General features: G+C 73.6%; 24 protein-coding genes and 1 riboswitch. Of the genes, 6 read left to right on the forward strand and 18 right to left on the reverse strand.

Annotated features, from left to right (window positions below; all coding sequences use genetic code 11):
• Nucleotides 1–118: 118 nt before the first annotated feature.
• The 4 genes from CG747_RS09475 to CG747_RS09490 all read right to left on the reverse strand — a co-directional run bounded on the left by CG747_RS09475 (nt 119) and on the right by CG747_RS09490 (nt 4,119).
• Nucleotides 119–1,147: a 6-phosphofructokinase gene (locus CG747_RS09475; RefSeq protein ID WP_100601206.1), complete on the reverse strand. Its 1,029-nt coding sequence runs from the start codon at nt 1,145–1,147 to the stop codon at nt 119–121.
• 187 nt (nt 1,148–1,334) lie between these two features.
• Complete coding sequence (locus tag CG747_RS09480; protein ID WP_100601207.1) at nt 1,335–2,006, reverse strand: response regulator transcription factor; 672 nt, start codon at nt 2,004–2,006, stop codon at nt 1,335–1,337.
• Nucleotides 2,003–3,298 carry a MacS family sensor histidine kinase gene (macS, locus tag CG747_RS09485; protein ID WP_374701751.1) on the reverse strand — a complete coding sequence of 432 codons (1,296 nt, stop codon included), beginning with the start codon at nt 3,296–3,298 and terminating at the stop codon, nt 2,003–2,005. The genes CG747_RS09480 and macS overlap by 4 nt, the downstream gene beginning before the upstream one ends.
• A 113-nt stretch (nt 3,299–3,411) precedes the next feature.
• A complete protein-coding gene (locus CG747_RS09490; protein WP_100601208.1) occupies nt 3,412–4,119 on the reverse strand; it encodes a 1-acyl-sn-glycerol-3-phosphate acyltransferase in 708 nt (235 codons plus the stop codon).
• 248 nt (nt 4,120–4,367) lie between these two features.
• On the opposite strand from CG747_RS09490, the gene CG747_RS09495 reads away from it, so the two are divergent.
• Together CG747_RS09495 and CG747_RS09500 are read left to right on the forward strand one after the other, a co-directional pair.
• Nucleotides 4,368–5,165, forward strand: a complete 798-nt coding sequence (locus tag CG747_RS09495; protein ID WP_100601209.1) for a carboxylesterase — start codon at nt 4,368–4,370, stop codon at nt 5,163–5,165.
• Nucleotides 5,152–5,784, forward strand: a complete 633-nt coding sequence (locus tag CG747_RS09500; RefSeq protein ID WP_100601210.1) for a hypothetical protein — start codon at nt 5,152–5,154, stop codon at nt 5,782–5,784. The genes CG747_RS09495 and CG747_RS09500 overlap by 14 nt, the downstream gene beginning before the upstream one ends.
• Before the next feature lie 83 nt (nt 5,785–5,867).
• On the opposite strand, the gene CG747_RS09505 is transcribed toward CG747_RS09500, so the two are convergent.
• From CG747_RS09505 to CG747_RS09530, 6 genes are all read right to left on the reverse strand, one after another.
• Nucleotides 5,868–6,695: an endonuclease/exonuclease/phosphatase family protein gene (locus CG747_RS09505; protein ID WP_180985456.1), complete on the reverse strand. Its 828-nt coding sequence runs from the start codon at nt 6,693–6,695 to the stop codon at nt 5,868–5,870.
• Nucleotides 6,696–6,700: 5 nt separating this feature from the next.
• Entirely contained in the window at nt 6,701–7,642 is a 942-nt protein-coding gene (locus tag CG747_RS09510) for an ROK family glucokinase (RefSeq protein WP_100601211.1), read from the reverse strand.
• A gap of 124 nt (nt 7,643–7,766) precedes the next feature.
• Nucleotides 7,767–8,240: a DUF5304 domain-containing protein gene (locus tag CG747_RS09515; RefSeq protein ID WP_100601276.1), complete on the reverse strand. Its 474-nt coding sequence runs from the start codon at nt 8,238–8,240 to the stop codon at nt 7,767–7,769.
• Between the two features lie 125 nt (nt 8,241–8,365).
• On the reverse strand, nt 8,366–9,580 hold the full coding sequence (locus tag CG747_RS09520) for an ArsA family ATPase (RefSeq protein ID WP_100601212.1): 1,215 nt from the start codon (nt 9,578–9,580) through the stop codon (nt 8,366–8,368).
• A gap of 2 nt (nt 9,581–9,582) precedes the next feature.
• The gene (locus CG747_RS09525; RefSeq protein ID WP_100601213.1) at nt 9,583–10,074 is read right to left on the reverse strand and encodes an SRPBCC family protein; all 492 of its coding nucleotides are present in this window, start codon (nt 10,072–10,074) and stop codon (nt 9,583–9,585) included.
• Nucleotides 10,075–10,258: 184 nt separating this feature from the next.
• A complete protein-coding gene (locus CG747_RS09530; protein ID WP_100601214.1) occupies nt 10,259–11,035 on the reverse strand; it encodes a metallophosphoesterase in 777 nt (258 codons plus the stop codon).
• Between the two features lie 298 nt (nt 11,036–11,333).
• Between CG747_RS09530 and CG747_RS09535 the strand changes: the two genes are divergently transcribed.
• On the forward strand, nt 11,334–13,130 hold the full coding sequence (locus CG747_RS09535) for a long-chain fatty acid--CoA ligase (RefSeq protein WP_100601215.1): 1,797 nt from the start codon (nt 11,334–11,336) through the stop codon (nt 13,128–13,130).
• A 108-nt stretch (nt 13,131–13,238) separates the two neighbouring features.
• Here CG747_RS09535 and CG747_RS09540 read toward each other — a convergent pair whose 3' ends face one another.
• On the reverse strand, nt 13,239–14,381 hold the full coding sequence (locus CG747_RS09540) for a glycosyltransferase family 4 protein (protein ID WP_100601277.1): 1,143 nt from the start codon (nt 14,379–14,381) through the stop codon (nt 13,239–13,241).
• A 206-nt stretch (nt 14,382–14,587) separates the two neighbouring features.
• Between CG747_RS09540 and CG747_RS09545 the strand changes: the two genes are divergently transcribed.
• On the forward strand, nt 14,588–15,949 hold the full coding sequence (locus CG747_RS09545) for a glycosyltransferase 87 family protein (protein ID WP_100601278.1): 1,362 nt from the start codon (nt 14,588–14,590) through the stop codon (nt 15,947–15,949).
• Here CG747_RS09545 and CG747_RS09550 read toward each other — a convergent pair.
• From CG747_RS09550 to CG747_RS09570, 5 genes are all read right to left on the reverse strand, one after another.
• Nucleotides 15,906–17,291, reverse strand: a complete 1,386-nt coding sequence (locus CG747_RS09550) for a hypothetical protein (RefSeq protein ID WP_100601216.1) — start codon at nt 17,289–17,291, stop codon at nt 15,906–15,908. The genes CG747_RS09545 and CG747_RS09550 overlap by 44 nt on opposite strands.
• Before the next feature lie 53 nt (nt 17,292–17,344).
• Nucleotides 17,345–18,421, reverse strand: a complete 1,077-nt coding sequence (locus CG747_RS09555) for an NlpC/P60 family protein (protein WP_100601217.1) — start codon at nt 18,419–18,421, stop codon at nt 17,345–17,347.
• A gap of 235 nt (nt 18,422–18,656) precedes the next feature.
• On the reverse strand, nt 18,657–19,682 hold the full coding sequence (locus tag CG747_RS09560; protein WP_100601218.1) for a C40 family peptidase: 1,026 nt from the start codon (nt 19,680–19,682) through the stop codon (nt 18,657–18,659).
• A gap of 304 nt (nt 19,683–19,986) precedes the next feature.
• Nucleotides 19,987–21,360 (reverse strand): NYN domain-containing protein, encoded by a 1,374-nt coding sequence (locus tag CG747_RS09565; RefSeq protein WP_374701752.1) that lies wholly within the window; start codon nt 21,358–21,360, stop codon nt 19,987–19,989.
• An 18-nt stretch (nt 21,361–21,378) separates the two neighbouring features.
• Entirely contained in the window at nt 21,379–21,618 is a 240-nt protein-coding gene (locus tag CG747_RS09570) for a hypothetical protein (RefSeq protein WP_100601220.1), read from the reverse strand.
• Between the two features lie 195 nt (nt 21,619–21,813).
• On the opposite strand from CG747_RS09570, the gene CG747_RS09575 reads away from it, so the two are divergent.
• Both CG747_RS09575 and CG747_RS09580 read left to right on the forward strand, forming a co-directional pair.
• Nucleotides 21,814–22,545 (forward strand): rhomboid family intramembrane serine protease, encoded by a 732-nt coding sequence (locus CG747_RS09575; protein ID WP_257980301.1) that lies wholly within the window; start codon nt 21,814–21,816, stop codon nt 22,543–22,545.
• Nucleotides 22,542–22,823 carry an Lrp/AsnC family transcriptional regulator gene (locus tag CG747_RS09580; RefSeq protein ID WP_067352498.1) on the forward strand — a complete coding sequence of 94 codons (282 nt, stop codon included), beginning with the start codon at nt 22,542–22,544 and terminating at the stop codon, nt 22,821–22,823. Before CG747_RS09575 ends, CG747_RS09580 begins: the two co-directional genes overlap by 4 nt.
• 664 nt (nt 22,824–23,487) lie before the next feature.
• Here CG747_RS09580 and CG747_RS09585 read toward each other — a convergent pair.
• Both CG747_RS09585 and trpD read right to left on the reverse strand, forming a co-directional pair.
• Nucleotides 23,488–24,864 (reverse strand): aminotransferase class V-fold PLP-dependent enzyme, encoded by a 1,377-nt coding sequence (locus CG747_RS09585; protein ID WP_100601221.1) that lies wholly within the window; start codon nt 24,862–24,864, stop codon nt 23,488–23,490.
• Between the two features lie 199 nt (nt 24,865–25,063).
• Nucleotides 25,064–25,181: riboswitch (SAM riboswitch) on the reverse strand.
• An 80-nt stretch (nt 25,182–25,261) separates the two neighbouring features.
• Nucleotides 25,262–26,326: an anthranilate phosphoribosyltransferase gene (gene trpD, locus CG747_RS09590; RefSeq protein ID WP_100601222.1), complete on the reverse strand. Its 1,065-nt coding sequence runs from the start codon at nt 26,324–26,326 to the stop codon at nt 25,262–25,264.
• Nucleotides 26,327–26,440: the final 114 nt, after the last annotated feature.

A 26,440-nucleotide genomic window follows, 5' to 3' on the forward strand; every position in this document is an offset into this window, starting at 1 on the left:
CCCGCCGGTGGTCCTCGGGCGGCGGCGCCGCACAGCGGCAATGGGCCGGATATGTCGCGTCATGGCGAATATACGGCCCATCGCGCGCCGGTGCCGCCCGGGGAGCGGACGGCCCGGTTCAGCCGAAGAAGACGCCGACCTCGGCGTAGAGCGCCGGATCGACGGTCTTCAGCTTGGCGGTCGCCTCGGCGAGCGGCACCCGGACGATGTCGGTGCCGCGCAGCGCGACCATCGTGCCGTAGTCGGCGTCCCGCACCGCATCGATGGCGTGCAGCCCGAAGCGGGTGGCCAGCCAGCGGTCGAAGGCACTGGGGGTGCCACCGCGCTGGGTGTGGCCGAGGACGGTGGTCCGGGCCTCCTTGCCGGTGCGCGCCTCGATCTCCTTGGCCAGCCACTCGCCCACGCCGGAGAGCCGGACGTGCCCGAAGGAGTCGGTGCTGCCGTCCTTGAGCACCATCTCGCCGTCCTTGGGCATGGCGCCCTCGGCGACCACCACGATCGGCGCGTAGCTGGCCTTGAAGCGGGACTCGATCCAGCGGCAGACGTCGTCGACGCCGAAGCGCTGCTCCGGGATGAGGATGACGTTGGCGCCGCCGGCCAGGCCGGAGTGGAGCGCGATCCAGCCGGCGTGCCGGCCCATCACCTCGACGACCAGCACCCGCATGTGGGATTCGGCGGTGGTGTGCAGCCGGTCGATGGCCTCGGTGGCGACCCCGACCGCGGTGTCGAAACCGAAGGTGTAGTCGGTGGCCGACAGGTCGTTGTCGATGGTCTTGGGCACGCCGACGCAGGGGATGCCGTACTCCGTGAAGAGCCGGGAGGCGACGCCGAGGGTGTCCTCCCCGCCGATCGCGATCAGCGCCTCGATCTCGTGCTTGGCGAGCGTCTCCTTGATCCGGCGGACCCCGTCCTCCTCCTTGAAGGGGTTGGTCCGCGAGGAGCCGAGGATGGTGCCGCCGCGGGGCAGGATGCCGCGCACCGCCGGGATGTCCAGCCGCACGCTGCGCCCCTCCAGCGGTCCGCGCCAGCCGTCCCGGAAACCGACGAAGTCGTATCCGTACTCCTGGGTGCCCTTGCGGACGATGCCCCTGATTACCGCGTTCAGACCCGGGCAGTCGCCGCCGCCGGTCAGTACTCCGACCCGCATCGCTTCACCTTCGTCCCGTCCGTGGCCGCGTACGGCCGTCCATGAGCGTAACGCCGGTCACGCTAATGGTGACCTGGGTCACTCCGGGATGGTGTGCGCGCCGATCCCCGCCAATTGCACGGGAGTTGACCCGAGGTCTTCACCCGTACGAGCGGACGGAGGGTCGCCGGCGGGGACGGCGAACGGCTCAGACGCCGTCGAGGCCGCGCTCTATCGCGTACCGCACCAGCTCGACGCGGTTGTGCAACTGGAGCTTGCCGAGGGTGTTCTGGACGTGGTTCTGCACCGTGCGGTGCGAGATGACCAGGCGCTCGGCGATCTGCTTGTACGAGAGTCCCTTGGCGACCAGGCGCAGCACCTCGGTCTCCCGCTCCGTCAACCGGGGGGCGTCGGGCTCGTCGGCGGCCGCCGGGGCTGGTTCCGCCGCCAGCCGGCGGTACTCGCCGAGCACCAGACCGGCCAGACCCGGGGTGAACACCGGGTCGCCGGCGGCGGTGCGGCGGACCGCGTCGATCAGCTCCTCGGTGCTGGCCGACTTCAGCAGATAGCCGGTGGCCCCCGACTTCACCGCCTCCAGGACGTCGGCGTGCTCACCACTGGCGGAGAGCACCAGCACCCGCGGCGACGGATCGCCGCCGACCAGCTCCTTGCACACCTGGACGCCGGGCAGCCCCGGCAGATTGAGGTCCAGCACCAGCACGTCGGGCGCCGTCGCCTGGGCCCGGCGCACCGCCTGGAGCCCGTCCCCGGCCGTCGCCACCACGTCGCATCCGGCCGCCGCCAGATCCCGGGCGACCGCGTCCCGCCACATCGGGTGGTCGTCGACCACCATGACCCGCAGGCCCGTCCCCTCCGTCATGCGCGCGCTCTCCCCCGTCGTCCGCCCTCGGGCACGATGCCCTTGGGTACCTTCAGCTCCACTTCCGTGCCCTGGCCGGGGACCGAGATCCACTCGGCGCTGCCGCCCAACTCCCGCAGCCGGCCGCGGATCGACAGCGCCACCCCGAGGCGGCCCTCGCGCTCGGCCGCGGCGAGCCGCCCCTCGGGAATGCCGGGGCCCTCGTCGCGCACCGTCACGATCACCGCGTCCGGTTCGTCCTCCACCAGGATCCACGCGCGGGCCTCGGCCCCCACGTGCACCCGGACATTGTCCAATGCCGCACCGACAGCGGCGGCCAGCTCCACCGCCGCGGCGGCCGGCAGCTCGACCGGGGAGCACGGCCCGGAGAGCGTCACCCCGGCCCCGGCGTGCGGGGCGAGCAGCGCCATCAGGTCGCAGGCTCCGGCGGCCGGCGGCGGACCGGGGACCGCCTGGTGAGCCGCGGAACCGCCGTCGGCCGCGGTCTCCGCCACCACCCGCTGCCGGGGCACCAGCCCGCCGGCGACCAAGGTGCGCAGCGCCACCTCCTGCTCGCCCGCCATCCGGCCCAACTCGGCCGCCTCGCCGCCGATCGCGGTGCCGCGCCGCTGCACCATGGCGAGCACCTGGAGCACGCTGTCGTGGATGTCGCGGGCCAGCCGCTCCCGTTCGCGGGTGGCGGCGTCGATCTGGAGGGCGCGGGCCAGGGTGCGCTCACTGGCCCGGGCCACCTCGACCACGTAGCCGATGGCGACGCTGGCCACCCACACCAGCACCACGTTGTGGACGGTGTCCCGGGCCAGCTCCTCGCGCTCGACGAGGTTGGCCACCGCCACGATGGTGGAGGCCACCGCGGCCCACCGCCAGCCGCCCTTGATGGCGAAGCCCAGCACGGCGCCCGCCGTCCAGATGGACGGCAGGGTCGCGGCGCCGGCCATGATGCGGGCGTGGGAGTCGATCACGGACGTGAGCAGGATCCCGCCGACCGCGACGGTGAGGTCGCCGACCAGGAACTGCCGGGTGCAGCGCTCCGCGGACGTCGTGCGGCGCCAGGTCAGCGCCGTCCAGAGGGTGAGCACGGCCATGTAGGCGGTGGCGCCCAGCGGGTGCGCGTAGTGCGGGTAGGAGACCGCGAACAGGCACAGCACGTAGACCAGGGTCAGGATCCGGTAGCCGGTGAGCGCCCGCCACAGCGGCAGCTCGACCGACATCCGCATCACCTTGCGGCGCCCGGCGGGCGCCGCGCCCCGATCGTCCCGGGCCGCGCCGCCCGTGGATCGTGCGTCGTCCATGTCGGCATCCGTCATGCCGGCCCCCACCCCTCACCGGGGCCGCCCCGCCCCCGGACTCGGCTCGTCCGTCCGTCCCGTCCTGTGCGGCGGTGGCCCGGCCGGCCTTCGCCGTCCTACGCCTCTGCCTTCTTCTGTGCCTCCGCGGCCTTGGCCGCCTCGGCGATCTGCCGCTTGGCCGCGGTCGCGTAGACGTCGACGTACTCCTGGCCGGAGAGCTTCATGATCTCGTACATCACCTCGTCGGTGATCGAGCGCAGGATGTAGCGGTCGCCCTCCATGCCCTGGTAGCGGCTGAAGTCCAGCGGCTTGCCGATCCGGATGCCGGGCCGGACCATCTTCGGCAGGACCTTGCCGGGCGGCTGCACCTTCTCGGTGTCGATCATCGCGACCGGGATGACCGGCGCCCCGGTGGCCAGCGCCACCCGCGCCAGGCCGCCCGGCTTGCCGCGGTAGAGCCGCCCGTCCGGGGACCGGGTGCCCTCCGGGTAGATGCCGAAGAGCTCGCCGCGCTCCAGCACCTCGATACCGCTCTTGATCGCCGCCTCGCCGGCGCCGCGGGCGCCCGAGCGGTCGACCGGGAGCTGTCCGACGCCCTTGAAGAACGCCGCGGTCAACTTGCCCTTCACGCCCGGGGAGGTGAAGTACTCGGCCTTCGCGATGAAGGTGACCTTGCGGTCGAGCACCGCGGGCAGGAAGAAGGAGTCCGAGAAGGACAGGTGGTTGCTCGCGAGGATCGCCGGACCCTCGGCGGGAACGTTCTCGATGCCTTCCACCCAGGGCCGGAACGCGAGCCTCAGCGGACCGCCGATGGAAAACTTCATTGCGCCGTAGATCAACCGACTGCCTCCTGTGTCTGACGCATTGACCTTAACCCCCGCACGGCGCGCCGGGGGCCGCGGCGGGCCAGGAGACCGCGTGCGGGCCCGCCGGGGGCCGTGCCGGGGTCCCGTTCGCGCCCCCGCGCCGGTCCCCCGACCTGGCGCTCCGGACGGCCGTGGCCCTACCCCGCCGCGGTCACTCCGCGTACCCTGAGGTAACCCGCCAGCCCCTCACCGATCGGAGTCCACCGGTGCCGCTCCTCCCCGGAGCCGAGCCGTTCCGCCGTGACGGCGGAGACGTCGGCGTCCTCGTCTGCCACGGCTTCACCGGCTCCCCGCAGTCCATCCGCCCCTGGGCCGAATACCTCGCCGACCGGGGGCTGACCGTCTCCGCGCCGCTGCTGCCCGGCCACGGCACCCGCTGGGAGGACATGCAGCTCACCACCTGGCAGGACTGGTACGCCGAGGTCGACCGGGAGTTGCGCGCGCTGGCCGAGCGCTGCACCGAGGTCTTCGTCTGCGGACTGTCCATGGGCGGCGCGCTGGCGCTGCGGCTGGCCGCCCGGCACGGCGACACGATCAGCGGGGTGGCCGTGGTCAACCCCGGCAACAAGGTCCACGACGCGGCGGCCCCGCTGCTGCCGGCGCTGCGGCACGTCGTCCGGTCGACCAAGGGGATCGCCAGCGACATCGCCAAGCCCGGTGCGGTGGAGGTCGGTTACGACCGGGTGCCGCTGCACGCCGCGCACTCGCTGCGGCGGTTCTTCCAGCTGGTCGACGCCGAACTCCCGCGCGTCACCCAGCCGTTGCTGGTGCTGACCAGCCCGCAGGACCACGTCGTCCCGCCCGTCGACTCCGAGCGGATCCTCAGCCGGGTCTCGTCCACCGACGTCCGGCACGCGCTGCTGGAGCGCAGCTACCACGTCGCCACGCTCGACCACGACGCCGAGCAGATCTTCCAGGACAGCTACTCCTTCATCACCCGGCTCGCCCCCCGGGCCCGGCGGGACGCGGTCCAGGAGGGGACGGCGGCCAGTGGCGGAGCGTAGCCCCCGCGACCCCCGGGACCCGCTCGACGAGGAGGCCGCGTGGGCCGAGATCGTCGCGGGCTACGGCGAACGGCCGGAGTTCCCGGCCACGGACCACCGGCCGGACCGGGCCGCGGCTCCGGACGGCGCGGCGGCCGACGGCGCGAGGGCGGACGGTGTGCGGCCGGACGGTGTGCGGCCGGACGGCGCGGGCGCGGACGGCGCTGACGGCGACACCCCGGACTCCCCCGCCCTCCGTCCCGCCGACGGCGCGCCCGCCGACGGCTCCCCGTCGCGCCCCGGCAGCTTCGTGGTCTTCGCCCCCGGTGTGGGGCCGCGCGACTGGACCCCCGACGAGCCCTCCGACGACGACTTCGACGAGACCGACGAGGGCCACTTCACGCCGCCCGAGCCGCCGCCGCTGCCGACCGCCGACACCACCACCAAGTTCGCCTGGATCGCGGCCCTCGGCGGCCCGCTGCTGCTGATCCTCACGGTCGTCCTCCAGCAGCCGGTCACCTGGTGGATCGCGGTGCTGGGCATCGGCGGATTCCTGGGCGGCCTGGGCACCCTCTTCGCCCGGATGACCAACGACCGGGACGACGACGAGGACGTACCGGGCGGCGGGGCGGTGGTCTGAGCCGCGGACCGGCTAGGTCGTGTCCGCAAAGTCCCGCCTGCCGTTCGGGCGAACGACGGGACTTTGCGGACACGACCTAGGGGTCAGCCGCCGACCGGCACCCGGAGTGCGCTCAGGACCGGCAGATGGTCCGAGGCCGCGCGAAGGTCCTCCGCGCGGACGCCCGGCAATCCGTGCGGCACCCCGCACCCGAGGAACTCCACACCGTCCGTGGCGAACACCGCGTCGATCCGCTGCCGCGGCACATGCGGCGTGGAGGTGAACTCGCCGCCCCACGGCTCGGCCGCCCAACCGTCCCTGAGGACCGCCGCGACCCGCCGGAAGCTCCGCCCGTCCGGCCGGTCGTTGAGGTCGCCGCCGACCACCGCGTGCGGCACACCCAGCCCGGCGACCCGCTCCAGCAGCAGCCCGGCCTGGTCGTAGCGCTCCCGCGGGTCGAGGCTGAGGTGGCAGCTGACCACGCCGAGCCGGGCCGCTCCGAAGCGGACCACGGCGGTGGCCAGACCGCGCTGGTGCAGTCCGGGGGTGCGGGGCAGCAGGACGTCCTCGGTCCGCTCCACGTGGGCGCGGAGGTGGGCGAGGACCATCGGGCCCGCGGTGGTGGCACCGCCGGTGACATGGACCAGGCCGCCGGCCCGGGCGAGGCGCTCGGCGGCCTTGCGCCAGCGGAAGAAGCGCGGCGCCTCCTGGACGAGGACGAGATCGGGGGCGCAGGCCCGGATGACCCGGGCCAGCGCCGCCTGATCGTCGCGCATCGAGCGGATGTTGTAGCTGAGCACCCGGACGACCGCGGAACCGTCCGCCGCGGTGGCGGAGGCCGGGAGTCCGGCGGCAGCGGCCGCCTCGCCGGTACCCGTACCGGCGAGGCCCACGGTGCCGGACGGGGGCCGTCCGGAGCGCTCGGCCGCCATCCGTGTCAGCCCTGGCGCGCCAGGTCGGCCGCGCCGACCAGTCCGGCCTCGCCGCCGAGCTGCGCGGCGAGCACCTGGGCGTGCGGGCGCCACTGGCTGCCGACCAGCCAGCGCCGGAACGACTTGCGGATCGGGTCGAGGACCAGTTCGCCCTCGTCCGAGACCCCACCGCCGACGATGAACGCGGACGGGTCGAAGAGCGAGGCCAGGTCGGCGAGGCCGGCACCGGCCCAACGGGCCAGTTCGCGGAAGGAGTCGATGGCGACCGGGTCGCCCTGGCGGGCGGCCGCGCTGATGTGCTTGCCCTGGATGCCCTCGGGGGTGCCGTCGCCGAGCGCCAGCAGCGCCGCGGCGTTCTCCGGGGTGGCGAAGGCGCGCTGCTGGGCGTACCGCAGCAGGGCGCGGCCGGACGCGTACTGCTCCCAGCAGCCCTGGCTGCCGCAGCCGCACAGCAGGCCGTCGGGGACGACCCGGATGTGGCCGAACTCGGCGGCGACGCCGAAGCGGCCGCGGCGCAGCTTGTTGCCGATGATGATGCCGCCGCCCAGGCCGGTGCCGAGGGTGATGCAGATGACGTCGCTGTGGCCCTGCCCGGCGCCGAAGCGGTACTCGCCCCAGGCCGCGGCGTTGGCGTCGTTCTCGACGACGACGGGGAGCCCGACGCGCTGCTCGACCTTGTCCTTGAGCGGCTCGTGGCGCCAGTCGATGTTCGGGGCGAAGAGGACCGTGGCCCGCTTCTCGTCCACGTAGCCGGCGGCGCCGATGCCGACGGCCTCGACATGGTGGCCGGCACCGACCGTGCGGACGGCGTCCGCGATGGCCTCGGTCAGCGCGTCGGTGGCTCGCGGGGTCGGAACCTTGCACGTTTCGAGGATCGAACCGTCTTCGTCGACCACGCCGGCCGCGATCTTCGTGCCGCCGATGTCGACGCCGATGGTGAGTCCCATGTGTCCCTCAGTTTTCGCTCGAACCCCGCCGGGATCCACCGTACCGGAGGCAGGGGGAACTCCCCCGCCGCTCACGGCCGCGGAGGTGGGAGGGGCTCCCTCGCCGGGCGGGCGGTGGGAGGGGTCAGTCGAGGTCGATCCGCTCGGTGCCGGCGGGACCGTCGTCGCGCGGGTCGCCGGCCTCGCCCCCGGGGTGGTCCTCGGCGGTGGCGTCGCGGGTCCAGCGGCGTTCGCTGCCCTCCACCACCGAGCGGTAGGCGGCGAGGAGTTCGGAGCCGGCCGCGGCGAGGTGGTCGAAGACGTCGGGGTTGCGCTCGATGACCGGCTCGACGGCGGCCTTGGCCTGCTTCAGCAGCTGGTTCACCGCGCTGCTGGCGGCCGTCCCGCCCAGCGCGCCGGGCAGCTGGATGGCGGAGAGCTTGTCGGTCACCGCGTCGGCGAGCCGGCGCAGTTCCTCGGCGGCGCTGCCCTGCTGGGGGCCGTACTCGGCCCGGCGGCGGGCCTGCTCCGCGGCGAGGTCCTCGGCGCAGGCCGTCTCCCAGGCGTCGGCATCGGGCTCGGCGCGGCGGTCGGCGGGGCGCTCGGTGGCATCACTCATGGCGGACTCCGTGGACTCCTGCGGGCGGTACGGACCGGACGGGGCCGTGCGGTGCCGGGGCACTGCGGGCGGGCACCTGCACGGTGGTGACGTCTTACGACGTTACCCGAACGGGGGTGCCCGCTTCAGTCGCTCGGCGCGGTCCGCGGCCACAGCCCCGGATCCGGGGTGAAGCGGATCTCCAGGGAGCCGTCGCGCAGCGCGGCACCGGAGACGGTGCAGCGGCGCAGCGCCGAGGGCAGCGTCCGGATCCGCCGGAAGCGGCCGACCGTCACCACGATCTCGTCGCCGCGGCGCACCAGGCCGAGGCCCTCCCGCTGGGCGCCGGGCAGCGGCACCCACCAGACCAGGATGCCCTCGGAGGCCAGCCGGTCCTCGACGGTCCAGGGGTCGGCGGGGGCCTCGGTCGGTTCCTGCGGGGTCAGGGTGCCGGTGGAGCCGTCGAGCAGCGCGCCCACCTCGTCGATGCCCTGGGGGTCGCGGCCCAGGTGCGGCACCTCGTGGACCGGGACGTCGGGGAACTCCGCGCGCAGCGCCTTGAGGGCGGTCTGCTGGCTGCCGGAGAGCCCGGCCAGGAAGGGGTCGGCGGAGCCGGTGGGCAGCAGCCGGTTGACCAGCACGGCGTCGGTGCGGCGGCCGTGCAGCGCGAGGCCGGCGCGGACGGAGCGCAGGGTGGCGGTGGCGATCGGTCCGGCGTCGGTGACCAGTCGTACGGAGGTGCCGGGGGCGTCCACCACCCGCTGGACGGCGGCGAGTTCGCGCTCCCAGCGCTCGGCGGCCTCGTACAGCTTCTGGGCCGGCATGGGGACGCCGGCGAGTTGCGCGAGCACCGGGCGCAGCGCGCGGGCCGCCTGGCGCTCGGCCGGCAGCAGGCGGCGGAGGTAGCGGCGGACCTGGGCGGGCAGGGCGAGCAGCCGGATCGTTTCGGCAGCCGGCGGCATGTCGACGACCAGCAGGTCCCAGGCGTCCGAGGCGTGCGCGGTGCGCAGCGCGTGCAGCAGCGCGAAGGACTCGGAGCCGGGCAGTTCGGTGAGTTCGTCCTCGTCGAGGGGGGCCGCACCGAGCAGGTCGAGGGCGGCGCCGGCGCGCTCCTGGAAGGCGAGGAACTCCTGGCGGAACCGCTCGGCGGGGTCGATCCGGCGGGCGTACAGGCCGGGGGCCGCGGCTATCGCGGACGGCTCGGCGACGCCGGGGCGGACGCCGAGGACCGCCTCCGGCGCGCTGCTCTGGGTGGTGAGCAGGAGCGTCCGCGCGCCCTGCCGGGCACCGGCCAGGGCGGTCGCGGCGGCGAGCGTGGTGCGCCCCGCGCCGCCGGCGCCGGTGACGAGGACGGTGCGCACGCTCAGTGCTTCTCGACCTCGTCGGAGGCGGCCGCGGCACCGGACGCCGCGGGGCCGCCGCTCTCGACCCGCTTCTTCAGCCCGGCCAGCGCCCGGTCGATGATGACCTTCTCGGCCTTGCGCTTGATCATCCCGAGCATCGGGATCTTGACGTCGACGGTGAGCTGGTAGGTCACCTCGGTGCGGGTGCCGCCTTCCAGCGCGGCGAGCCGGTAGGAGCCGTCCAGGACGCGCAGCATCTGCGACTTGACCAGCGACCAGCTGACCTCGTTCTCGCCGGTCCAGGTGTAGGCGAGGGTGTGGTCGTCCTTGATGGCGCCGGCGTCCAGCACCAGGCGCACCTTCTCCGCGCGGCCCCGGTCGTCGGTGGCGAGGATCTCGGCTTCCTTGACCTCTCCGGTCCACTCCGGATAGCGGTCGAAGTCGGCGATCACTCCCATCACTTCGGCCGGTGCCGCCTCGATCGTGATGTTCGAGCTGGTGTGTTCGGCCATCGCCGTGACTCCTCCATGCCGATTCGTGCCGGTCCGCCGACCCTTCCCCGGGCTCTCACTTCCGTTCGAGCGGGGGAGACCCCGTTACGCGGTGTCTGTGCTGCTGAAGGCTACCGCGCGGGGGAACCCGGACCGACACCAGCAGGCCCGCCGCGACGGCCCCGCCGCCGGGCGGCCGCCGGCCTCACCACTCCAGCACGTAGGGCCTGCCGGTCGCGTTGAAGTGCCCGACATTGACGCATTCCGTACCGCCGATCCGGACCCGGCGGACCAGCGGCTGGTGGACGTGCCCGAAGAGGGCGTAGCGCGGCCGGGTGGTGCGGATGGCGTGCAGCAGGGCGGCGCTGCCCCGTTCGAATCGGCGGGCGACGGTGTCGTAGCAGAGGTCGGGGACGTCCGGCGGGATGTGGGTGCACAGCACGTCCACCTCGCCGATCGCCTCGACCTTGGCGGCGTACTCCTCGTCGCTGATCTCGTACGGCGTCTTCATCGGGGTGGTCAGGCCGCCGCCGACGAAGCCGAAGGTCCGGCCGCCGATCTCCACCCGCTGCCCGTCCAGGACGGTGGTGCCGTTTCCGGCGTACTCGGGCCACAGCCGCGGTATGTCGACGTTTCCGTAGGTGGCGTAGGTGGGGGTGGGGAAGGCGGAGAAGAGGTCGGCGTACTGGCGGCGGACCGCGGCCTCGATGACCGCCTCCCGGCCGGCGCCCGAGCGGTCCAGCTCGGCCCAGAGCCGGCGGCCCAGCTCGCGGGCCTCGTCGAAGCGGCGGGCGGTGCGCAGCTCGACCAGGGCGTCGGCGTTGGCGACCCCGAAGAGGTCGGGGAAGATGCCGCGCGAATGGTCCGCGTAATCGAGGAAGAGGACCAGGTCGCCGAGGCAGACCAGGGCGTCGGCCCCGTCTCCGGCCGCCGCCAGGTCCCGGCTGTTGCCATGGACGTCACTGACCACATGCACGCGCATGGCGTCACCCTAGGGCCTGGCGGGCGCCGGTCCACCGGACGGGTCCTGGATCACGCCGGGAGGCGGCGGGCGCCCCTTTGGTTACTTTCCGGTCACCTCGGGGCTGGACTAGTCTGCGCGTGCAGTCCCGATGACGTGTCCGCAGCATGTGACGCATCGAACATCTGGCCGTAACCCCCTATCCCAAAAGCAATACCGATGGGTAACGTCCGGGCCGTCCAATCCCCCCGCATGATCATGGACCGCAGCCGGTGCGCACACAGCGTCGTGGTGCCGGCGCTTTCGAGGAGCAGCAGTCTTGCGCGAGTTCAGCCTTCCGGCCCTGTACGAGGTCCCCGCGGACGGCAATCTGACGGACCTGATCCGCCGCAATGCCGCGCAGTACCCGGATGTCGCGGTCCTGGGACGGAAGGTGAACGGCAGCTGGCAGGACGTCACCGCCGCGACCTTCCTCACCGAGGTCCGAGCCGCCGCCAAGGGCCTGATGGCCGCCGGGATCAAGCCCGGCGACCGGGTCGGCCTGATGTCGCGCACCCGTTACGAGTGGACGCTGCTGGACTTCGCCATCTGGAGCGCGGGCGCGATCACCGTCCCCGTATACGAGACCAGCTCCGCCGAGCAGATCCAGTGGATCCTCGGCGACTCCGGCGCGGTGGGCATCCTGGTGGAGAGCCCCGCCCACGAGGCGACGGTGGAATCGGTCCGCGACCGGCTGCCGGACCTGGCGAACATCTGGCAGATCGAGCGGGACGCCATCGCCCGACTGCGGGCCGCCGGCGACGACATCACCGACGAGGAGGTCGACGAGCGCAGCGGGCTGGCCGACGCGGACTCCCCCGCCACCATCGTCTACACCTCCGGCACCACCGGCCGCCCCAAGGGCTGCGTGCTCAGCCACCGCAGCTTCTTCGCCGAGTGCGGCAACGTCGTCGAGCGGCTGCGCCCGCTCTTCCGCACCGGCGACTCCTCCGTCCTGCTCTTCCTGCCCGTCGCGCACGTCTTCGGCCGGCTGGTGCAGGTCGCCTCGGTCATGGCACCCATCAAGCTGGGCCACGCACCGGACATCAAGAACCTCACGGACGACCTGTCGTCGTTCCGGCCGACGATGATCCTGGGCGTCCCCCGGGTCTTCGAGAAGGTCTACAACTCCGCGCGGGCCAAGGCGCAGGCCGACGGCAAGGGCAAGATCTTCGACAAGGCGGCGGAGACCGCGATCGCCTACAGCCGGGCGCTGGACACCTCCGGCGGCCCGTCCCTCGGGCTGAAGCTGAAGTACAAGGTCTTCGACCGCCTGGTCTACGGCAAGCTGCGGGCGGTGCTCGGCGGCCGGGCCACCCACGCCATCTCCGGCGGCGCCCCGCTCGGCGAGCGGCTGGGCCACTTCTACCGCGGCATCGGCTTCACCGTCCTGGAGGGCTACGGCCTGACCGAGTCCTGTGCGGCGACCGCGTTCAACCCCTGGGACCGGCAGAAGATCGGCACGGTCGGGCAGCCGCTGCCCGGCTCGGTGGTCCGGATCGCCGACGACGGCGAGGTGCTGCTGCACGGCGAGCACCTCTTCACCGAGTACTGGAACAACCCGACGGCCACCGCGGAGGCGCTGTCCGACGGCTGGTTCCACACCGGCGACCTCGGCACCCTCGACGAGGACGGCTACCTCGCCATCACCGGCCGCAAGAAGGAGATACTCGTCACCGCGGGCGGCAAGAACGTGGCCCCCGCCGTCATCGAGGACCGGATCCGCGCCCACGCGCTGATCGCCGAGTGCATGGTGGTCGGCGACGGCCGCCCGTTCATCGGCGCGCTGATCACCCTCGACGAGGAGTTCCTGCCGCGCTGGGCCGAGGAGCACGGCCACCCGGCCGACGTCACGCCCACCCGGCTCGCCGACGACCCCGAGCTGCTGGCCGCCGTCCAGCGCGCGGTCGACGACGGCAACGCGGCGGTCTCCAAGGCCGAGTCGGTCCGCAAGTTCCGTATCCTGCCGACCCAGTTCACCGAGGAGTCGGGGCACGTGACGCCGTCGCTGAAGCTGAAGCGGAACGTGGTCGCGAAGGACTTCGCGGAGGAGATCGAGGCGCTCTACCGAGGCTGACGGCGCACCCGCCGACGGGCCGGACGCGCGGTGCCCCGCACCCTCCAAGAGGGTGCGGGGCACCGCGCATTCACCCGGGGACACGGGCCTGCCCGCGCCCGTCCCGCGCTACAGCAGCTCCCGCAGCCGCTCCGCCAGCAGGTCCCAGCGCCACTTCTCCTCCACCCAGGCGCGGCCGCGCGCACCCATGGTGCGGCGCAGGTCGGGGTCCTTGAGGAGGGTGACGATGCGGTCCGCGGCGGCCTCCGGGGAACCACCGGGGACCACCCAGCCGGTCTCGCCGTCCAGGACCGCGTCGGGCGCGCCGCCCGAGTCGCCCGCCACCACCGGGAGCCCGGTGGCGGACGCCTCCAGGTAGACGATGCCCAGGCCCTCCACGTCCAGCCCGCCGCGGCGGGTGCGGCAGGGCATCGCGAAGACGTCGCCCGCACCGTAGTGGGCGGGCAGCTCCTCCCACGGGACGGCGCCGGTGAAGCGGACCGCGTCGGCGACGCCCTTCTCCAGGGCCAGCGCGTGCAGGTGCTCCTCGTACGGGCCGCCGCCGACGACCAGCAGCACCGCGTCCGGCACCGCGGCGCGGATCGCGGGCAGGGCCTCGATCAGGGTGTCCTGCCCCTTGCGCGGGACGAGCCGGGAGACGCAGACCACCACCGGCCGGTCGGCCAGCCCGAGCCGGGCCCGTACCGCGGCGCCGCCCGAGTCCGGGTGGAAGGTCTTCTCGTCGACGCCGGGCGGGAGTTGGACCATCCGGGCGGCGGCGTCGGGGGTGAGCGCGGCGGCGATCCGCGAGCGGGTGTACTCGCCGAGGTAGGTGAGGGTGTCGGTGCCCTCGCCGATCCGGCGGAGCAGCTGCCGGGCGGCGGGGAGTTGCGCCCAGCCGGCCTCGTGGCCGTGGGTGGTCGCCACGATCCGGCGGGCGCCGGCCGCGCGGAGGGCCGGCGCCATCAGCCCGAGCGGCGCGGCGGCCCCGAACCACACCGAGGAGCAGCCGTGTTCACGCAGCAGCGAGACCGCCCGCCGGGTCACCCGCGGCGTCGGCAGCAGCATCGTGGTGGCGTCCCGGACCACCGGGAACGGCTGCTCGGCGTCGAACGCGGCGGTGGCCGCCCGGCCCTCCTCGGTCCGCTTCCAGGTGGAGGCGTAGACGACGACCCGGTCGGGGTCCAGCCGCAGCGCCATGCTGTGCAGGAACGCCTGGATTCCACCGGGCCGGGGCGGGAAGTCGTTGGTGACGATGAGGGTCTTGTGCACGGTGGTCTCTCGGCGGTCGGCGGTCTCTCGATGATCGGCGGTCACGCGGCGAACGGGTCGCGGGGCGGCCCGGACGGTCCTGCGCCGACAGTACCGGGTGGGCGGCCGGGACCGGGTGGCGCGCCCCGCCACGCCCGCGCCCGGCCTGCCCGGCCGTGCTCCGCCCCTCCCGGCATCATGCAGGCACGACGACCGACGGGGTGACGATGACCAGCACCGACAGCGACCCGGGCGCATCCGAGGCCACACCCCGGTGCGCCGCGGCGGCCCGCCCCGCCCGGACCACCTGGGCCGCCCGGCTCTCCCGGTCGGCAGCGGCCGCCTGGGCGGCCTGGGCCGCGACCCGGGCACTGCTCCTGCTCTACGTCTTCCAGGTGCTGGTGCTGCCCGGTCCGGACGTCACCACCGACGTCTCGGGGATCTACCAGGGCTGGGCCGACGTCCTGCGGTCCGGCACCTTCCCCCTGGACGACGTCACCTGGCAGTACCCGCCGGCCGCCGCGCTGCCCGTCCTCGCCCCCGGCCTGCTGCCGTTCCTCCCCTACGCCACCGCGTTCTTCGTGCTGGTGCTGGCGGTGGACGCGGCGGCGCTGGCGCTCTTCCTGCGGGCCGGCCGCGCACCGGGGCACCGCCGCACCGGGGCCTGGGCGTGGATCGCCGGCGTCGCCCTGCTCGGCCCGACCTCCTACGCCCGCTACGACCTGATGGTGGCGGCGGTGGCCGCGGCGGCGCTGTTCGCGGCCGCCCGCCGGCCGCGCACCGCGGGCGCGCTGGTGGCCTGCGGCGCGCTGCTGAAGGTCTGGCCGGTGCTGCTGCTGGCCGGGGCACCGCTCCGCGGCCGCCGGGCCCGCGCCCTGTGGTGGAGCGCCGCGGGCTGGGCCGCGGCGCTGACGCTGACCGCGGTCGTGGCGGCGCCGGGCGCGCTCTCCTTCGTCACCTTCCAGCGAGACCGCGGCACGGAGGTCGAGTCGCTGGGCGCACTGGTCCTCCACCTCGCCCGGCACGCCGGCTGGCCCGGCGAGGTGCAACTCCACTACGGCTCACTGGAGTTCCTCGGTCCGGGCGTCCCCCTGGTCAGCGTCCTCTCGCTGGCGCTGACCGGTGCCGCGTTCGCCTGGCTGCTGCACTGGCGGCTGCGGGCCGGCACGCTCGGGGAGCTCGGCCCCGCGACGCACTGCGACGCCGCCTTCACCGCCGTCCTGCTCTTCACCACCACCAGCCGGGTGATCAGCCCGCAGTACCTGCTGTGGCTGGTCGGGCTGGCCGCGGTCTGCCTGACCGTGCGGGCGAGCCGGCAGGTCCTGCCGGCCGTGCTGGTGCTGCCGGCCGCCGGCGTGACCCTGCTGGAGTTCCCGGTCGGCTTCGCGGACGTGGTGGCGAGCGACGCCCGGGGCATCGCGCTGCTGGTGCTGCGCAACGGCCTGCTGGTGGCCGCGTCCCTGCTCGCCTGCCGCCGGCTGCGCGCCTCCACCGGCCGGGACCGGGCCGCGGAGCCGACCGGGGTGCCCGGCGCCCGCCCCTCGCTCAGTCCAGCTCGCGACGCACATAGGCGCGCCACATCTCCGTGAACTCGGCCAGCCCGACGCCGAGTTGCTCGCGCATCGCGCGCTCCACCACTCCGCTGCGATCGCTCGGCCGGGCACTGCCGCCGTCCACCGCGGGGGCGGCCGAGGCCGTGGGGGCGGCGGTCCTGGCCTCGATGGGTGCCGCGACCGGACCGGCCGCCGTGGTGCGGAGCCCGCGCCGCCCGGTGTCCCGGTAGAAGGCGATCAGCCGGGCCTCGCCCCACTTCTCGGCGATCAGCCGACAGGCCAGCCAGCCGCCCTCGTACGCCTTGGCCAACCGCTCCGCACCGGCCCGGAAGCCGAAGTCGTCGTCGCCCGGCAGCCGTGCGGGCAGCCTCCCCGCCATGACCGCGCGGGAGAGCTCCGGGGCGGTGGTGGTGGGCCGGCGGTGTACCTCCCGGTAGGCGACCCAGTCCGCGAACCCCTCGGAGAGCCACAGCGGGGTGGCGGGCGTGGTGAGGGCGCGGGTGGCGACGTGCGTCGTCTCGTGCGTCAGGACGACCGTCCGGCCCAGGTTGTTGAGTTCCTCGTACGCGTCCGGGTTGACGATCACCCGGTCCGCCGGGGCCGCGCCCGCCGTGCCCGCCTCCCCGGTGGTGACCGCCGCGATCCCGGCGTACCCGGACGGATCGTCACTGCCCATCAGCTGCGCCATCTGCTCGACGGTGTCGGGCGCCTCCACCACCACCTTCCCCGCCCAGGTGCCCTTCCAGGCCGCGGAGACCGCGGGCACCGCCGCGTCCACCCGCTTCGCCAGGTCGCGCAGCCGCGCCGGGTCCCCGTCCCCGCCCAGGACCAGGCTGTGCCGGCCGCGGACCAACCGGACCGGGCCCTGGTCCCACAGCTGGCGGGTGGCGCCCTTGCCGTCGGCCGCGCCGTCGGAGTCGGAGGCGACCAGCCAGCGCCCGTCGTGCTCGGTGAGGGTGAGGTACTGGAAGCTGGTGACCGGCGCGGTGTCGAAGCCCTGGAGGCGGTAGCGCAGCCGCACCTGCGCGGCCAGCCGCAGGCCGTCGCCCATCGGCAGCGGGAAGGCGCCGGTGGAGACCAGGTCGTAGCGCCAGTCGGCGACCGGGACGGCGGCCAGATGGTCGAAGACCGCGCGCTGCCGGCTGCGGAAGCCGGTGGCGCGGGGGTCGACGGAGGCCAGGAAGGCCGCGGCGTCGTGCCGCCGGACGGCGCCGGCCCGCGCGTCGAGCATCTGCTGGGCCCCCGGGTACTGCTCGGTGGGCCTCTCCGCCGGGGCGCAGCCGGTGAGCTGGACCAGCAGCGCCAGCAGCGGCACCGCGCAGCCGGCCGCCCGTGCGGCCCGCCACGGCCGCCTGCGTCGCGCCCTCTGCTCCGCCATGCGGCCGATCGTAAGGGCGGCCCGGCCGGGGCAACACCGCAGGGGGGTGCGGCTCAGGGCCGGGTGATCGCGGAGATCGGCATCATGCCGACCGGGTCGTAGCGCACCCGGGCGCCCGGGTAGGGCGCGTGCACGACCTGCCCGTTGCCGACGTACATCCCGACGTGGCTGGCGTCCGAGCGGTAGATGACCAGGTCGCCGGGCCGGGCCTGGGACAGCGGGATCCGGGCCCCGGCGCCGCGCTGGGCCTGGGAGGTGCGCGGCAGCGAGACCCCGGCCTGGTTGTAGGCCCATTGGGTGAGTCCGGAGCAGTCGAACGACGAGGGGCCGGTGCTGCCCCAGGCGTAGGGGGCGCCGACCGCGGCGCGGGCCGCGGCGACCGCGGCCGCGGCCCGGCCCGAGCCCGCCACGATCCCGGCGAGGTCGGGGATGATCTCGTCCCGGCCGTCGCTGCGGGAGGCCCGGTCGTAGGCCGCCCGGGCGCCCGAGGGCAGGGCGTTGAGCAGCCGCCGCGCGGTGGACAGCTTCCGCTGGACGTCCTTCTTGTGCCGGGCCACCTCGGCCCGGCCGATCTCCAGCTGGGCCAGCTTCCGGACCGCCTCGCGGCGCTGCTGCTCCAGCTCCCGGGTCGCGGCCTGGAGCCGGTGCAGTTCGTGCGCCTGGGTGCCGCTCAGCCGGTCCAGCGCGGACGCCTTCTCCAGGTAGCTCTCGGGCCGTTCGGAGAGCAGCAGCCGGACGGTGGGGTCGAGCCCGCCGGACCGGTACTGGGCGGCGGCCACGGCACCGAGCCGGGCCCGCAGCCGGTTGACCCACTGCTGGGTCCGGGCCGCGCGGTCCTGGAGGGCCGACACCTGGTCACGCAGTTCCCTGGTGCGGGCGTTGGCCCCGTTGAACTTCTCGGTGGCCCGCTCGGCCTCCTCGTAGAGCTTGCCGACCCGGGCGGCGGCGCCTTCCCGGCCGGGCGACTCGGCGGAGTGCCCGGCGACCGCCGCTCCGGCGGTACCGGACGGGTCGGCGCTGGCCGGCTGGGCCGACAGCGCGGCCGCCGCGGTCGCCAGGGCGGCGGACAGGACGGTGACCGAGGCGAGGGTGGTCTGGCCGCGCTGCGAGGTACGGCGATGGGACACCACGAGGGCCGCAACTCCTTCCGTGTGCAGCCCCTGCCGTCCGGGCGGGACGGTCGGTGATCCGGCAGCTGCGCGGGCAGACAGTAACCGCGTCGCGGTACACCGACCAAAGCTCGCTTTTCGTACCCAAAAAGCCGCTCCGCCGGTGACTTCGCAGGTCACCGGCGGAGCGGCAGGTCAGTGGCAGAGGCCGCAATTCGCCCGATCGGGCGGCAGGTTGCGGGTGTTGTGAAGCTTTTCAGACCCGCACGCCGAACTGGAACGGCATGTTGTTGATCGACTCGTAGCGCACCGCGGCGCCCGGCTTCGGGGCGTGCAGCACGGTGCCGTTGCCGGCGTAGAGGCCGATGTGGTGCAGGTCGCCGTAGAAGAGCACCAGGTCGCCGGGCTTGAGGGCGCTCTGCGAGTAGATCCGGCTGCCGGCGTTGGCCTGCTCCTGCGAGGTGCGCGGCAGCGACTGGCCGGCCTGCGCGTACGCCCAGCCGGTCAGACCCGAGCAGTCGAAGGAGGACGGGCCGGTCGCGCCCCAGACGTAGGGCGAGCCTATCTTCGACTGGGCGGCGGACAGGGCGGCCGCACCGCGCTGCGAGGCGGGCACGTCGTCGCCGAGGTTGACCCGGTCGTTGCTGCGGTTGGCCCGGTCGTCGGCGGCCTGCATGGCCGCCCGCTCCTTGGCGGTCAGCGTGTTGAGCAGCTCCTGCGCCTTGGCGAGCTTGCCCTTGATCTCGTCCTTCTTGTCCCCGAGCGACTTGCGGGTCTCGGAGAGGTCCTGGATCTTGCTCGCGGCCTCCGCGCGCTCCTGGGCGAGCTGGCGCTGCTTGTCCGCGATGGTCTTGAGCTGCTCGGCCTGCTTGCCGCTCAACTGGTCGAGGGTGGCGGCCTTTTCGAGGTAGGTGTCCGGGTCGCCGGAGAGGAACAGCTGCACCGAGGGGTCGATGCTGCCGCTGCGGTACTGGCCGGAGGCGATGGCACCCAGCCCCTTGCGGAGCTGGTTCAGCTCGCCCTGGCCGCGGGCGACCTTGTCCTGGAGGTCGTCGACCTCCTTCTGGAGCTTGTCCTGCTGCTCCTTGACACCGTTGTACTTCTCGGTGGCCTGCTCCGCGTCGTTGTAGAGCTTGTCGACCTCGGACTTGACGTCCTTCTTCGACTGGCTCGGGTCGGCGTGCGCCGCCTGGGACGAGAGAACGACGGCCGCGGCGGCGGTCGCGGTGAGCACGGTCACACGAGTACGGCTCGGCTGCTTGGGTCGACGGTGGGACGCCACGGGGGCGAGCTCCTTCTTCCTCCAGCCGCCTACCGGGTGGGGGGAGCTAAGGCCCCGGCTCCGCGCGAACGCCACGGACTCGGCGGTACCTTCACTGAACATCCCGGTTGGATGATCACCTGTATGAAGGTTCGAGGCCCGACCTTAGTAACCGAGTTGTGATCGCTTCAAATCCTCCCGGGGAAAAACTGCCCCGCGAGCCCCATCTTTTACCAACATCACACGGCCAGTAAGCGGCATTTGACGCTCTGATACGAAGCGCAAGCGATTTTCTCCGGACCCATTCCGGGCAATGTGCGAAATGTCAGGTTCGCGCAAGTCGCTTCAGCAGCAGGGTCGATGCGACCGGCCGGGCACCCGCCTTGGCGACCCCGTCGGCCACCTCCCGGTCCGAGGAGACCACCACCACCGGGCGGCCCGGCGGCTCCGCGCGGACCAGCTGGCGGATCAACTCGTCGGCCGTCACGCCCGGTTTGCTGAACAGCACCCGCACCCCGCGCGGCGGCGCCAGCAGCACCGGCGCGGCCAGCTCCGCCCCGTCGAAGACACAGGTCATCTCCGCGCCGGTCTGGGCCGCCAGCACCGCCATGCCGCCCAGCAGCCGCAGCCGCTGCTTCTCCAACGGCATGGTCGGATAGCCGGTCTTGGTGACGTTGTAGCCGTCCACCACCATGTGCGCCTGGGGCAGCGCCAGAAGCTGGTCCAGCAGCGCCGGATCGGTCTCCGACAGCGCCCGGGTCGCAATGTCCCTGGGCGTCATCCGGCCCGGCGCGACCGCGTCGACGGTGTCCGCCGGGCGGCCCGCGGCGGGCGGCAGCGCCAGCTCGCGGCGGAGCCCCTGGGCCGCGTCCAGCACGGTGTCCAACAGCAGCCGCAGCCGCATGTCCTCGACGCTGCGGCCCTCGCGGGTGGAGCGGCGGCTGGTCTCCAGCGCCGCCTCGACCTCCGCGATCCGGGCCTTGAGCCGGCGCAGTTCACTGTCGGCCGCGGCCCTCTCGGTCGCCGCCCGCTCCCGGGCCTCGCCCAGCGCGGCCTCGCCCTTGCGGACCGCCGCCTCCCCGCGCCGCACGTCACTGAGCGCGCTGCGCAGCTTGCGCTGGAGCGACTCGTTCTCCTTGCGGGTGGCCTCCAGGTCCGCCCGGACCCGGTCCGCCTCCGTACGGGCCTCGCCGCGCGCCTGCGCCAGCTCCTCGCGCAGCCGGGCCAGCTCCCGCTCGGCCTCCTCGCCGACCCGTTCGGCGCGTACCCGCTGCGCCTCCTCGCCGGCCGCCGCGACCAGCTTGACCCAGCCCTCGGGGCGCAGTACGTACGCCGCGGCCGCGACGTCCAGCGGATCCGCGGCAGCCGGCGGAGTCCCCTGCTCCAGGGCGTCGGCGAGCTCCGGCTGGGCCTCCCGGAGCTTGCTCGCGATCCGCTGCCGGAAGACCGCGTCACTCTCCAGCGCCGCGGCCATCGCGTTCCCGGCGAACTTCGCCCGACGGGTCGGGGTGAAACGGGCGTACTGCCGCAATGGGGGCGGGAGTTCGGTGACCGTCAGTGCCCCGAACCACTCCGCGGTGAGCGCCACGACACGGCGCCGTACGCCCTCGGGCAGTGGCTGGTCGAGCACCTCGTCCGCCACCCCTCCGGGCGCGTCCGCACGCTCCGCCCCCGGCTCCCCTTCTGGACGTTCCACCACGGCTGCATCGCTCCGATCTCAGGCGCTCGCGCCCGGACGGTCCACCAGCTCGATCTGGTCGACCGCGTTGCACCAGCGGCAGCGCACCGACTCGACGGTCTCGCTGACGACCTCGCGCTCCTCCACCGTCGGGTCGCCGGCCAGATCCAGGTGCACGTACTCCACGACCTTGGACTGGCGGGTCACGTCGAACCGGGTGAGATTGCCGCACAGCGTGCAGCGCCACCGGGTTGCCGCCGTCGGCAGGGGAACAGCCATCGTGTCGTCCTCTTTCGTGACTCATCGGGCTCGGGCAGCGGTGCGGTTCGCGCGGTACGCCGTCGGACTGCGGAAATACGCAACGTACTGCCTGTAACCCTACGGCCTGACAGCGGGCCGGTGCGGGCCCGCCCGGCAGCCGGGACGCGGCGAGGCGCTCTGTCCCGTGTGCCCGCATTGCGCCATGATCACTTCATGACGGCGCCGGTCCACCCCGCCCGCTCGCTCCGCGCGGTGTTCTCACGGATGACGAATGTGCTGATCGGGCTGTGCTGCGCACTCTTCGTGCTCGGCCCGGTCTCCGGCCTGAACCACACCTACGGCACCGGAGACGTCCTGCTCCACGCCCAGAACAGATACTTCGAGCGCTGGGGCGTGATTCCGCTCGATCTGTGGAGCGGCTCACCGAGGGCCCTGCTCACCCCGCTCACCGCGCTGTTCGTCCACGGGAGCTGGCTGCACCTGCTCGGCAACATCCTGTTCCTGTACGTCTTCGGCGCGATGACCGAGACGCGGATGGGCCGGCTCCCGTTCACCGCCTTCTACCTGGCCGTCGGCTATCTGGCGCTGCTGGGCTACGCGGCAGCGCACGCCGGCTCGAACCAGACCCTGGTCGGCGCCTCCGGATCGATCTCCGGCGTACTGGGCGCCTTCCTCTTCCTCTTCCCGCGGGCCCGGGTCACCAGCCTCTTCCCGTTCCTGTTCTTCCTTCCGCTGCGCTTCCCGGCCTGGATCGTGCTGCTGTTCTGGTTCTTCCTCCAGTGGCACGCCGCCCGCCAGGACCCGGCAGGCCCCGGCGTCGCCTACCTCGCCCACGTCGTCGGCTTCGCGCTGGGCTTCCTCTACGCGTGGGCCCGCTACGGGCGGGATACTGTGGGTGCCACCAGGGGCAATGGAGTGTCGGCCGAGGGAGAGAGCCAGCCGTGATCACGTCGATCGTGCTCATCAAGACCAGCGTGGACCAGATCCCGGAGATCGCCGAGCAGATCGCCGCACTGGAAGGCGTCAGCGAGGTCTACTCCGTCACCGGCGCCCACGACCTGATCGCGATGGTGCGCGTCGCCAACCACGACGACCTCGCCGACGTCATCCCCGGCCGGATCAGCAAGGTCCCGGGCGTCGCCTCCACCGAGACGCACATCGCGTTCCGCACCTACTCCCAGCACGACCTCGAAGCAGCGTTCTCCATCGGGCTCGACGCGTAGCGCTGCGCTTGGTTGGGCCCCGCACGTTGTCGGCTGGCCCGCCGTGGGGGTTGCTGTTTTTGCGCCTGGCGGCGCGGGCCGTTGCCGCTGTGCGGCGCCGTTGCGCCTGCGGCGGGCGTTGCCGCTGCGCGGGGCGGGTCCGCTGCGCGGGGCTGGTCGGGTGCGCGGGGCTGGTCGGGTGCGCGGGGCTGGTCGGGTGCGCGGGGCTGGTCGGGTGCGGTGCCGGGTCTGTGGGGTGGGGGTGTGCCGGACTGCTTCGCTTTACGTCCGGCACACCCCCACCCCACAGACCCGTCCCCTCCCGTTGATGGGTGAAATTCAGGTGAGTTGGGGTGCCCGTAGTGGGACGCTGCGGGTCCGTTGTTGAGTGGTGACCAGGGCGATCAGCGACCGGTAGACGACCACTCACCTTGGCCCCCACTCACCGTTTCTTCCCACCATCACCGGGAGGGGTCGGGTTGGAGGGGTCGGGGTGCAGGACGTAAAGCGCAGCAGTCCTGCACCCCGACCCCTCCAACCCGACACCGCACCCAACAGCCCCGCGCAGCGGACAACAGCCCGCCGCCAGGGGACACGGCGCCGCACGGCGGCAACGTACGAGCGCCCCGCGCCGCCAGGCGCAACGGCGGGACGGCCGACAACGTGCGGGTCAATACGCCGGACTTCACCCGGCGCTACGCGCCGGCACGCAACGGCCGTCCTCCACCTGGTAGTTCCAGCGTGCGCCGTCCGCGACGAGTTCCTTGACCGCGCGGACGAACCGCTCGACGTGCTCGTCGGGCGTGCCGGCGCCGAAGCTGACCCGGATCGCGTTCAGCGACCGCTCCCCCGGTGCCGCCTCCGGTGCCCCGCACTCGCCGGGTTCCTGCGGCTCGCTGCCCAGGAGGGTCCGTACCAGCGGGTGGGCGCAGAACAGGCCGTCGCGGACGCCGATCCCGTACTCGGCGGAGAGCGCGGCCGCGAAGTGCGAGCTGTTCCAGCCTTCGACGACGAACGAGAGGACGCCGACCCGCGGGGCGTCGTCGCCGAAGAGGGAGAGGACGCGGACGGCGGGGACTTCGGCGAGGCCGGCGCGGACCTTGGCGATCAGTTCCTGTTCGCGGGCGACGAGGCCGTCAAACCCCGCCTCGGTGAGTGCCCGGCAGGCGGCGGCGATGGAGTAGGCGCCGATGACGTTGGGCGAACCGGCCTCGTGCCGGGCCGCGGTGGTGTGCCACTCGACGTCCACCCCGCCGTCGGTCCGCCGGGCGACCTTCCGGCTGGCGCCGCCACCCGCGAGGTACGGCTCGGCCTCCTGGAGCCAGTCGGCGCGGCCGGCCAGCACACCGGCGCCGAACGGCGCGTAGAGCTTGTGGCCGGAGAACGCGACCCAGTCGGCGTCGAGTTCCGCGAGGTCCACCGGGTGGTGCGGGGCGAGTTGGGCGGCGTCCAGCACGATCCGGGCGCCGTGCGCGTGCGCGGCGGCCGCCAGTTCCCGCACCGGCCACAGTTCGCCGGTCACGTTCGAGGCACCGGTGACGCAGACCAGCGCCGGTCCGTACGGCTCGCGGGTGGCCAGCGCCTTCTCCAGGCTGTCCACCGCCTGCTGCGGGGTGCGCGGCGCGTTGAGGTAGGTCACGGCCAGGTCCGCGCGGCGCTCCCAGGGCAGCAGCGAGGCGTGGTGCTCGGTCTCGAAGACGAACACCCGGGTGCCCTGCGGCAGGGCCGCGGCCAGCAGGTTCAGCGAGTCGGTGGTGGAGCGGGTGAAGACCACCTGGTCGTCGGGGCGGCAGCCGAGGAAGTCGGCGACGGTCCTGCGGGCGTTCTCGAAGAGGTCGGTGGAGAGCTGGGAGAGGTAGCCGGCGCCGCGGTGGACGCTGCCGTAGTACGGGGCGTACGCGGCGACGTCGTCCCAGACCCGCTGGAGCGCCGGCGCGCTGGCGGCGTAGTCCAACGCGGCGTAGACGGCCTCGCCGCCGGTCACCAGCGGGACCAGGACGTCGCGTCCCAGAACGGGCAGCGGGGCACAGACGGCACGGTCGGCGGCAGCGGAAACAGACATGGCGAACTCCCGGGAGGCATGAGCGAATGCGCTGCGGCGGGGGGCGTCGCACGGTACGCGTCAGGGCACGGAGGATCCGCCCGGCACGGCACCGCAGCGTGAAAAGAGAGAAAGGTGGCGCGGAAAAAGGGGCCGACGGCCCTAGCGCATTCGCTTCATCACGGAAGGACTCCCTCGGGGACCAGGATCCCTGGCGAGGGATCCGCGCTTGCCGCAGACCTCGCTGCCTGCGACCTGGTCATCACCCGGGGCACCCCGCCACGGAAGGAGGGTTGCCGGACAGCGGGCCGGGGCCTATCTCGCTGTCACTCGTGACCTGGGCTGAATCATGCCACACGATCTTCGCCGCGCAAGCCCCGGTCCGCATTCCGGACCGGGGCCTGCGTCACATCCGCCGTCAGGCGTTGCTGGCCGCCGCCCACCGCTCCAGCGTCCGCTTGGCGGCGCCCGAGTCGATCGCCTCGGCGGCCTTGCCGAGGCCGTCGCGGATCCGCTCGGTGAGCGGGGCGCCGGACGGCTCCAGGGCGGCCAGCGCGGCAGCGGAGTTCAGCAGCACCGCATCCCGCACCGGCCCGGTCTCGCCGTCCAGCAGCCGCCGGGCCACCTCGGCGTTGTACGACGCGTCGGCGCCGCGCAGCGCCTCCACCGGGACCAGGCCGATCCCGACGTCCCGCGGGTCGAAGGGCTCCTCGCGGACCTCGCCGTCCTGCACGATCCACACCCGGGAGGTGGCGGTGGTGGTCAGCTCGTCCAGCCCGTCGTCGCCGCGGAAGACCAGCGCCGACGAACCGCGTTCGGCCAGCACCCCGGCCAGGATCGGCGCCATCCGGGCGTCCGCGACGCCGGTCGCCTGGGCCTTGACCCGGGCCGGGTTGGTCAGCGGCCCCAGCACGTTGAAGGTCGTCCGGATGCCCAGCTGGCCGCGGGCGGCCGCCACGTGCCGCAGTGCGGGGTGGAACTTGGCCGCGAAGCAGAAGGTGATCCCGGCCTCCTCCGCGACCTCGACGACCCGCCGCGGCGACAGGTTCAGGTTGACGCCCAGCTTCTCCAGGACGTCCGTGGCACCGCTGGTCGACGACGCGGCCCGGCTGCCGTGCTTGACGACCCTGGCTCCGGTGCCGGCGACCACGATCGACGCCATGGTGGAGATGTTGACGGTGTTCGCGCCGTCGCCGCCGGTGCCGACGATGTCGACGCTGGGGCCGGGCACCTCGATCAGGCTGGCGTGCGCGTACATCGTCCGGACCAGACCGGAGATCTCCGCGACCGTCTCGCCCTTGGCGCGCAGTGCGACCGCGAAGCCGGCGATCTGCGCGTCGGTGGCCTCGCCGCGCATGATCCGGTCCATGACCCAGGCGGTGTCGTCGGCGGTGAGGTCGTGGCCGTCGAGGAGTGCGTTCAGTACGGCCGGCCAGGTGCGGTCCGCCACGCTGCCGCCGCCTGCCGGGGTCACAACGTTCATGGTCCACGCTCCTGGTTGGTCTCCTGCTTGTGCCGTCACCCTATCTAGGTCCGGGCATGCCGGAGGGCCCCGTCCTCTTCGTGGACGGGGCCCTCTGGGTGGCGTACTACCAGC

Source organism: Streptomyces sp. CB02959 (assembly GCF_002803155.1).
Classification (GTDB): domain Bacteria; phylum Actinomycetota; class Actinomycetes; order Streptomycetales; family Streptomycetaceae; genus Streptomyces.

Excerpts from the sequence above, each read along its gene's own strand:
- CG747_RS09475 (WP_100601206.1), bottom strand. The coding sequence starts at position 1,147 with ATGCGGGTCGGAGTACTGACCGGCGGCGGCGACTGCCCGGGTCTGAAC.
- CG747_RS09480 (WP_100601207.1), bottom strand. The coding sequence starts at position 2,006 with ATGACGGAGGGGACGGGCCTGCGGGTCATGGTGGTCGACGACCACCCG.
- macS (WP_374701751.1), bottom strand. The coding sequence starts at position 3,298 with ATGGACGACGCACGATCCACGGGCGGCGCGGCCCGGGACGATCGGGGC.
- CG747_RS09490 (WP_100601208.1), bottom strand. The coding sequence starts at position 4,119 with ATGAAGTTTTCCATCGGCGGTCCGCTGAGGCTCGCGTTCCGGCCCTGG.
- CG747_RS09505 (WP_180985456.1), bottom strand. The coding sequence starts at position 6,695 with ATGGCGGCCGAGCGCTCCGGACGGCCCCCGTCCGGCACCGTGGGCCTC.
- CG747_RS09510 (WP_100601211.1), bottom strand. The coding sequence starts at position 7,642 with ATGGGACTCACCATCGGCGTCGACATCGGCGGCACGAAGATCGCGGCC.
- CG747_RS09515 (WP_100601276.1), bottom strand. The coding sequence starts at position 8,240 with ATGAGTGATGCCACCGAGCGCCCCGCCGACCGCCGCGCCGAGCCCGAT.
- CG747_RS09525 (WP_100601213.1), bottom strand. The coding sequence starts at position 10,074 with ATGGCCGAACACACCAGCTCGAACATCACGATCGAGGCGGCACCGGCC.
- CG747_RS09530 (WP_100601214.1), bottom strand. The coding sequence starts at position 11,035 with ATGCGCGTGCATGTGGTCAGTGACGTCCATGGCAACAGCCGGGACCTG.
- CG747_RS09545 (WP_100601278.1), top strand. The coding sequence starts at position 14,588 with ATGACCAGCACCGACAGCGACCCGGGCGCATCCGAGGCCACACCCCGG.
- CG747_RS09550 (WP_100601216.1), bottom strand. The coding sequence starts at position 17,291 with ATGGCGGAGCAGAGGGCGCGACGCAGGCGGCCGTGGCGGGCCGCACGG.
- CG747_RS09570 (WP_100601220.1), bottom strand. The coding sequence starts at position 21,618 with ATGGCTGTTCCCCTGCCGACGGCGGCAACCCGGTGGCGCTGCACGCTG.
- CG747_RS09575 (WP_257980301.1), top strand. The coding sequence starts at position 21,814 with ATGACGGCGCCGGTCCACCCCGCCCGCTCGCTCCGCGCGGTGTTCTCA.
- CG747_RS09585 (WP_100601221.1), bottom strand. The coding sequence starts at position 24,864 with ATGTCTGTTTCCGCTGCCGCCGACCGTGCCGTCTGTGCCCCGCTGCCC.
- trpD (WP_100601222.1), bottom strand. The coding sequence starts at position 26,326 with ATGAACGTTGTGACCCCGGCAGGCGGCGGCAGCGTGGCGGACCGCACC.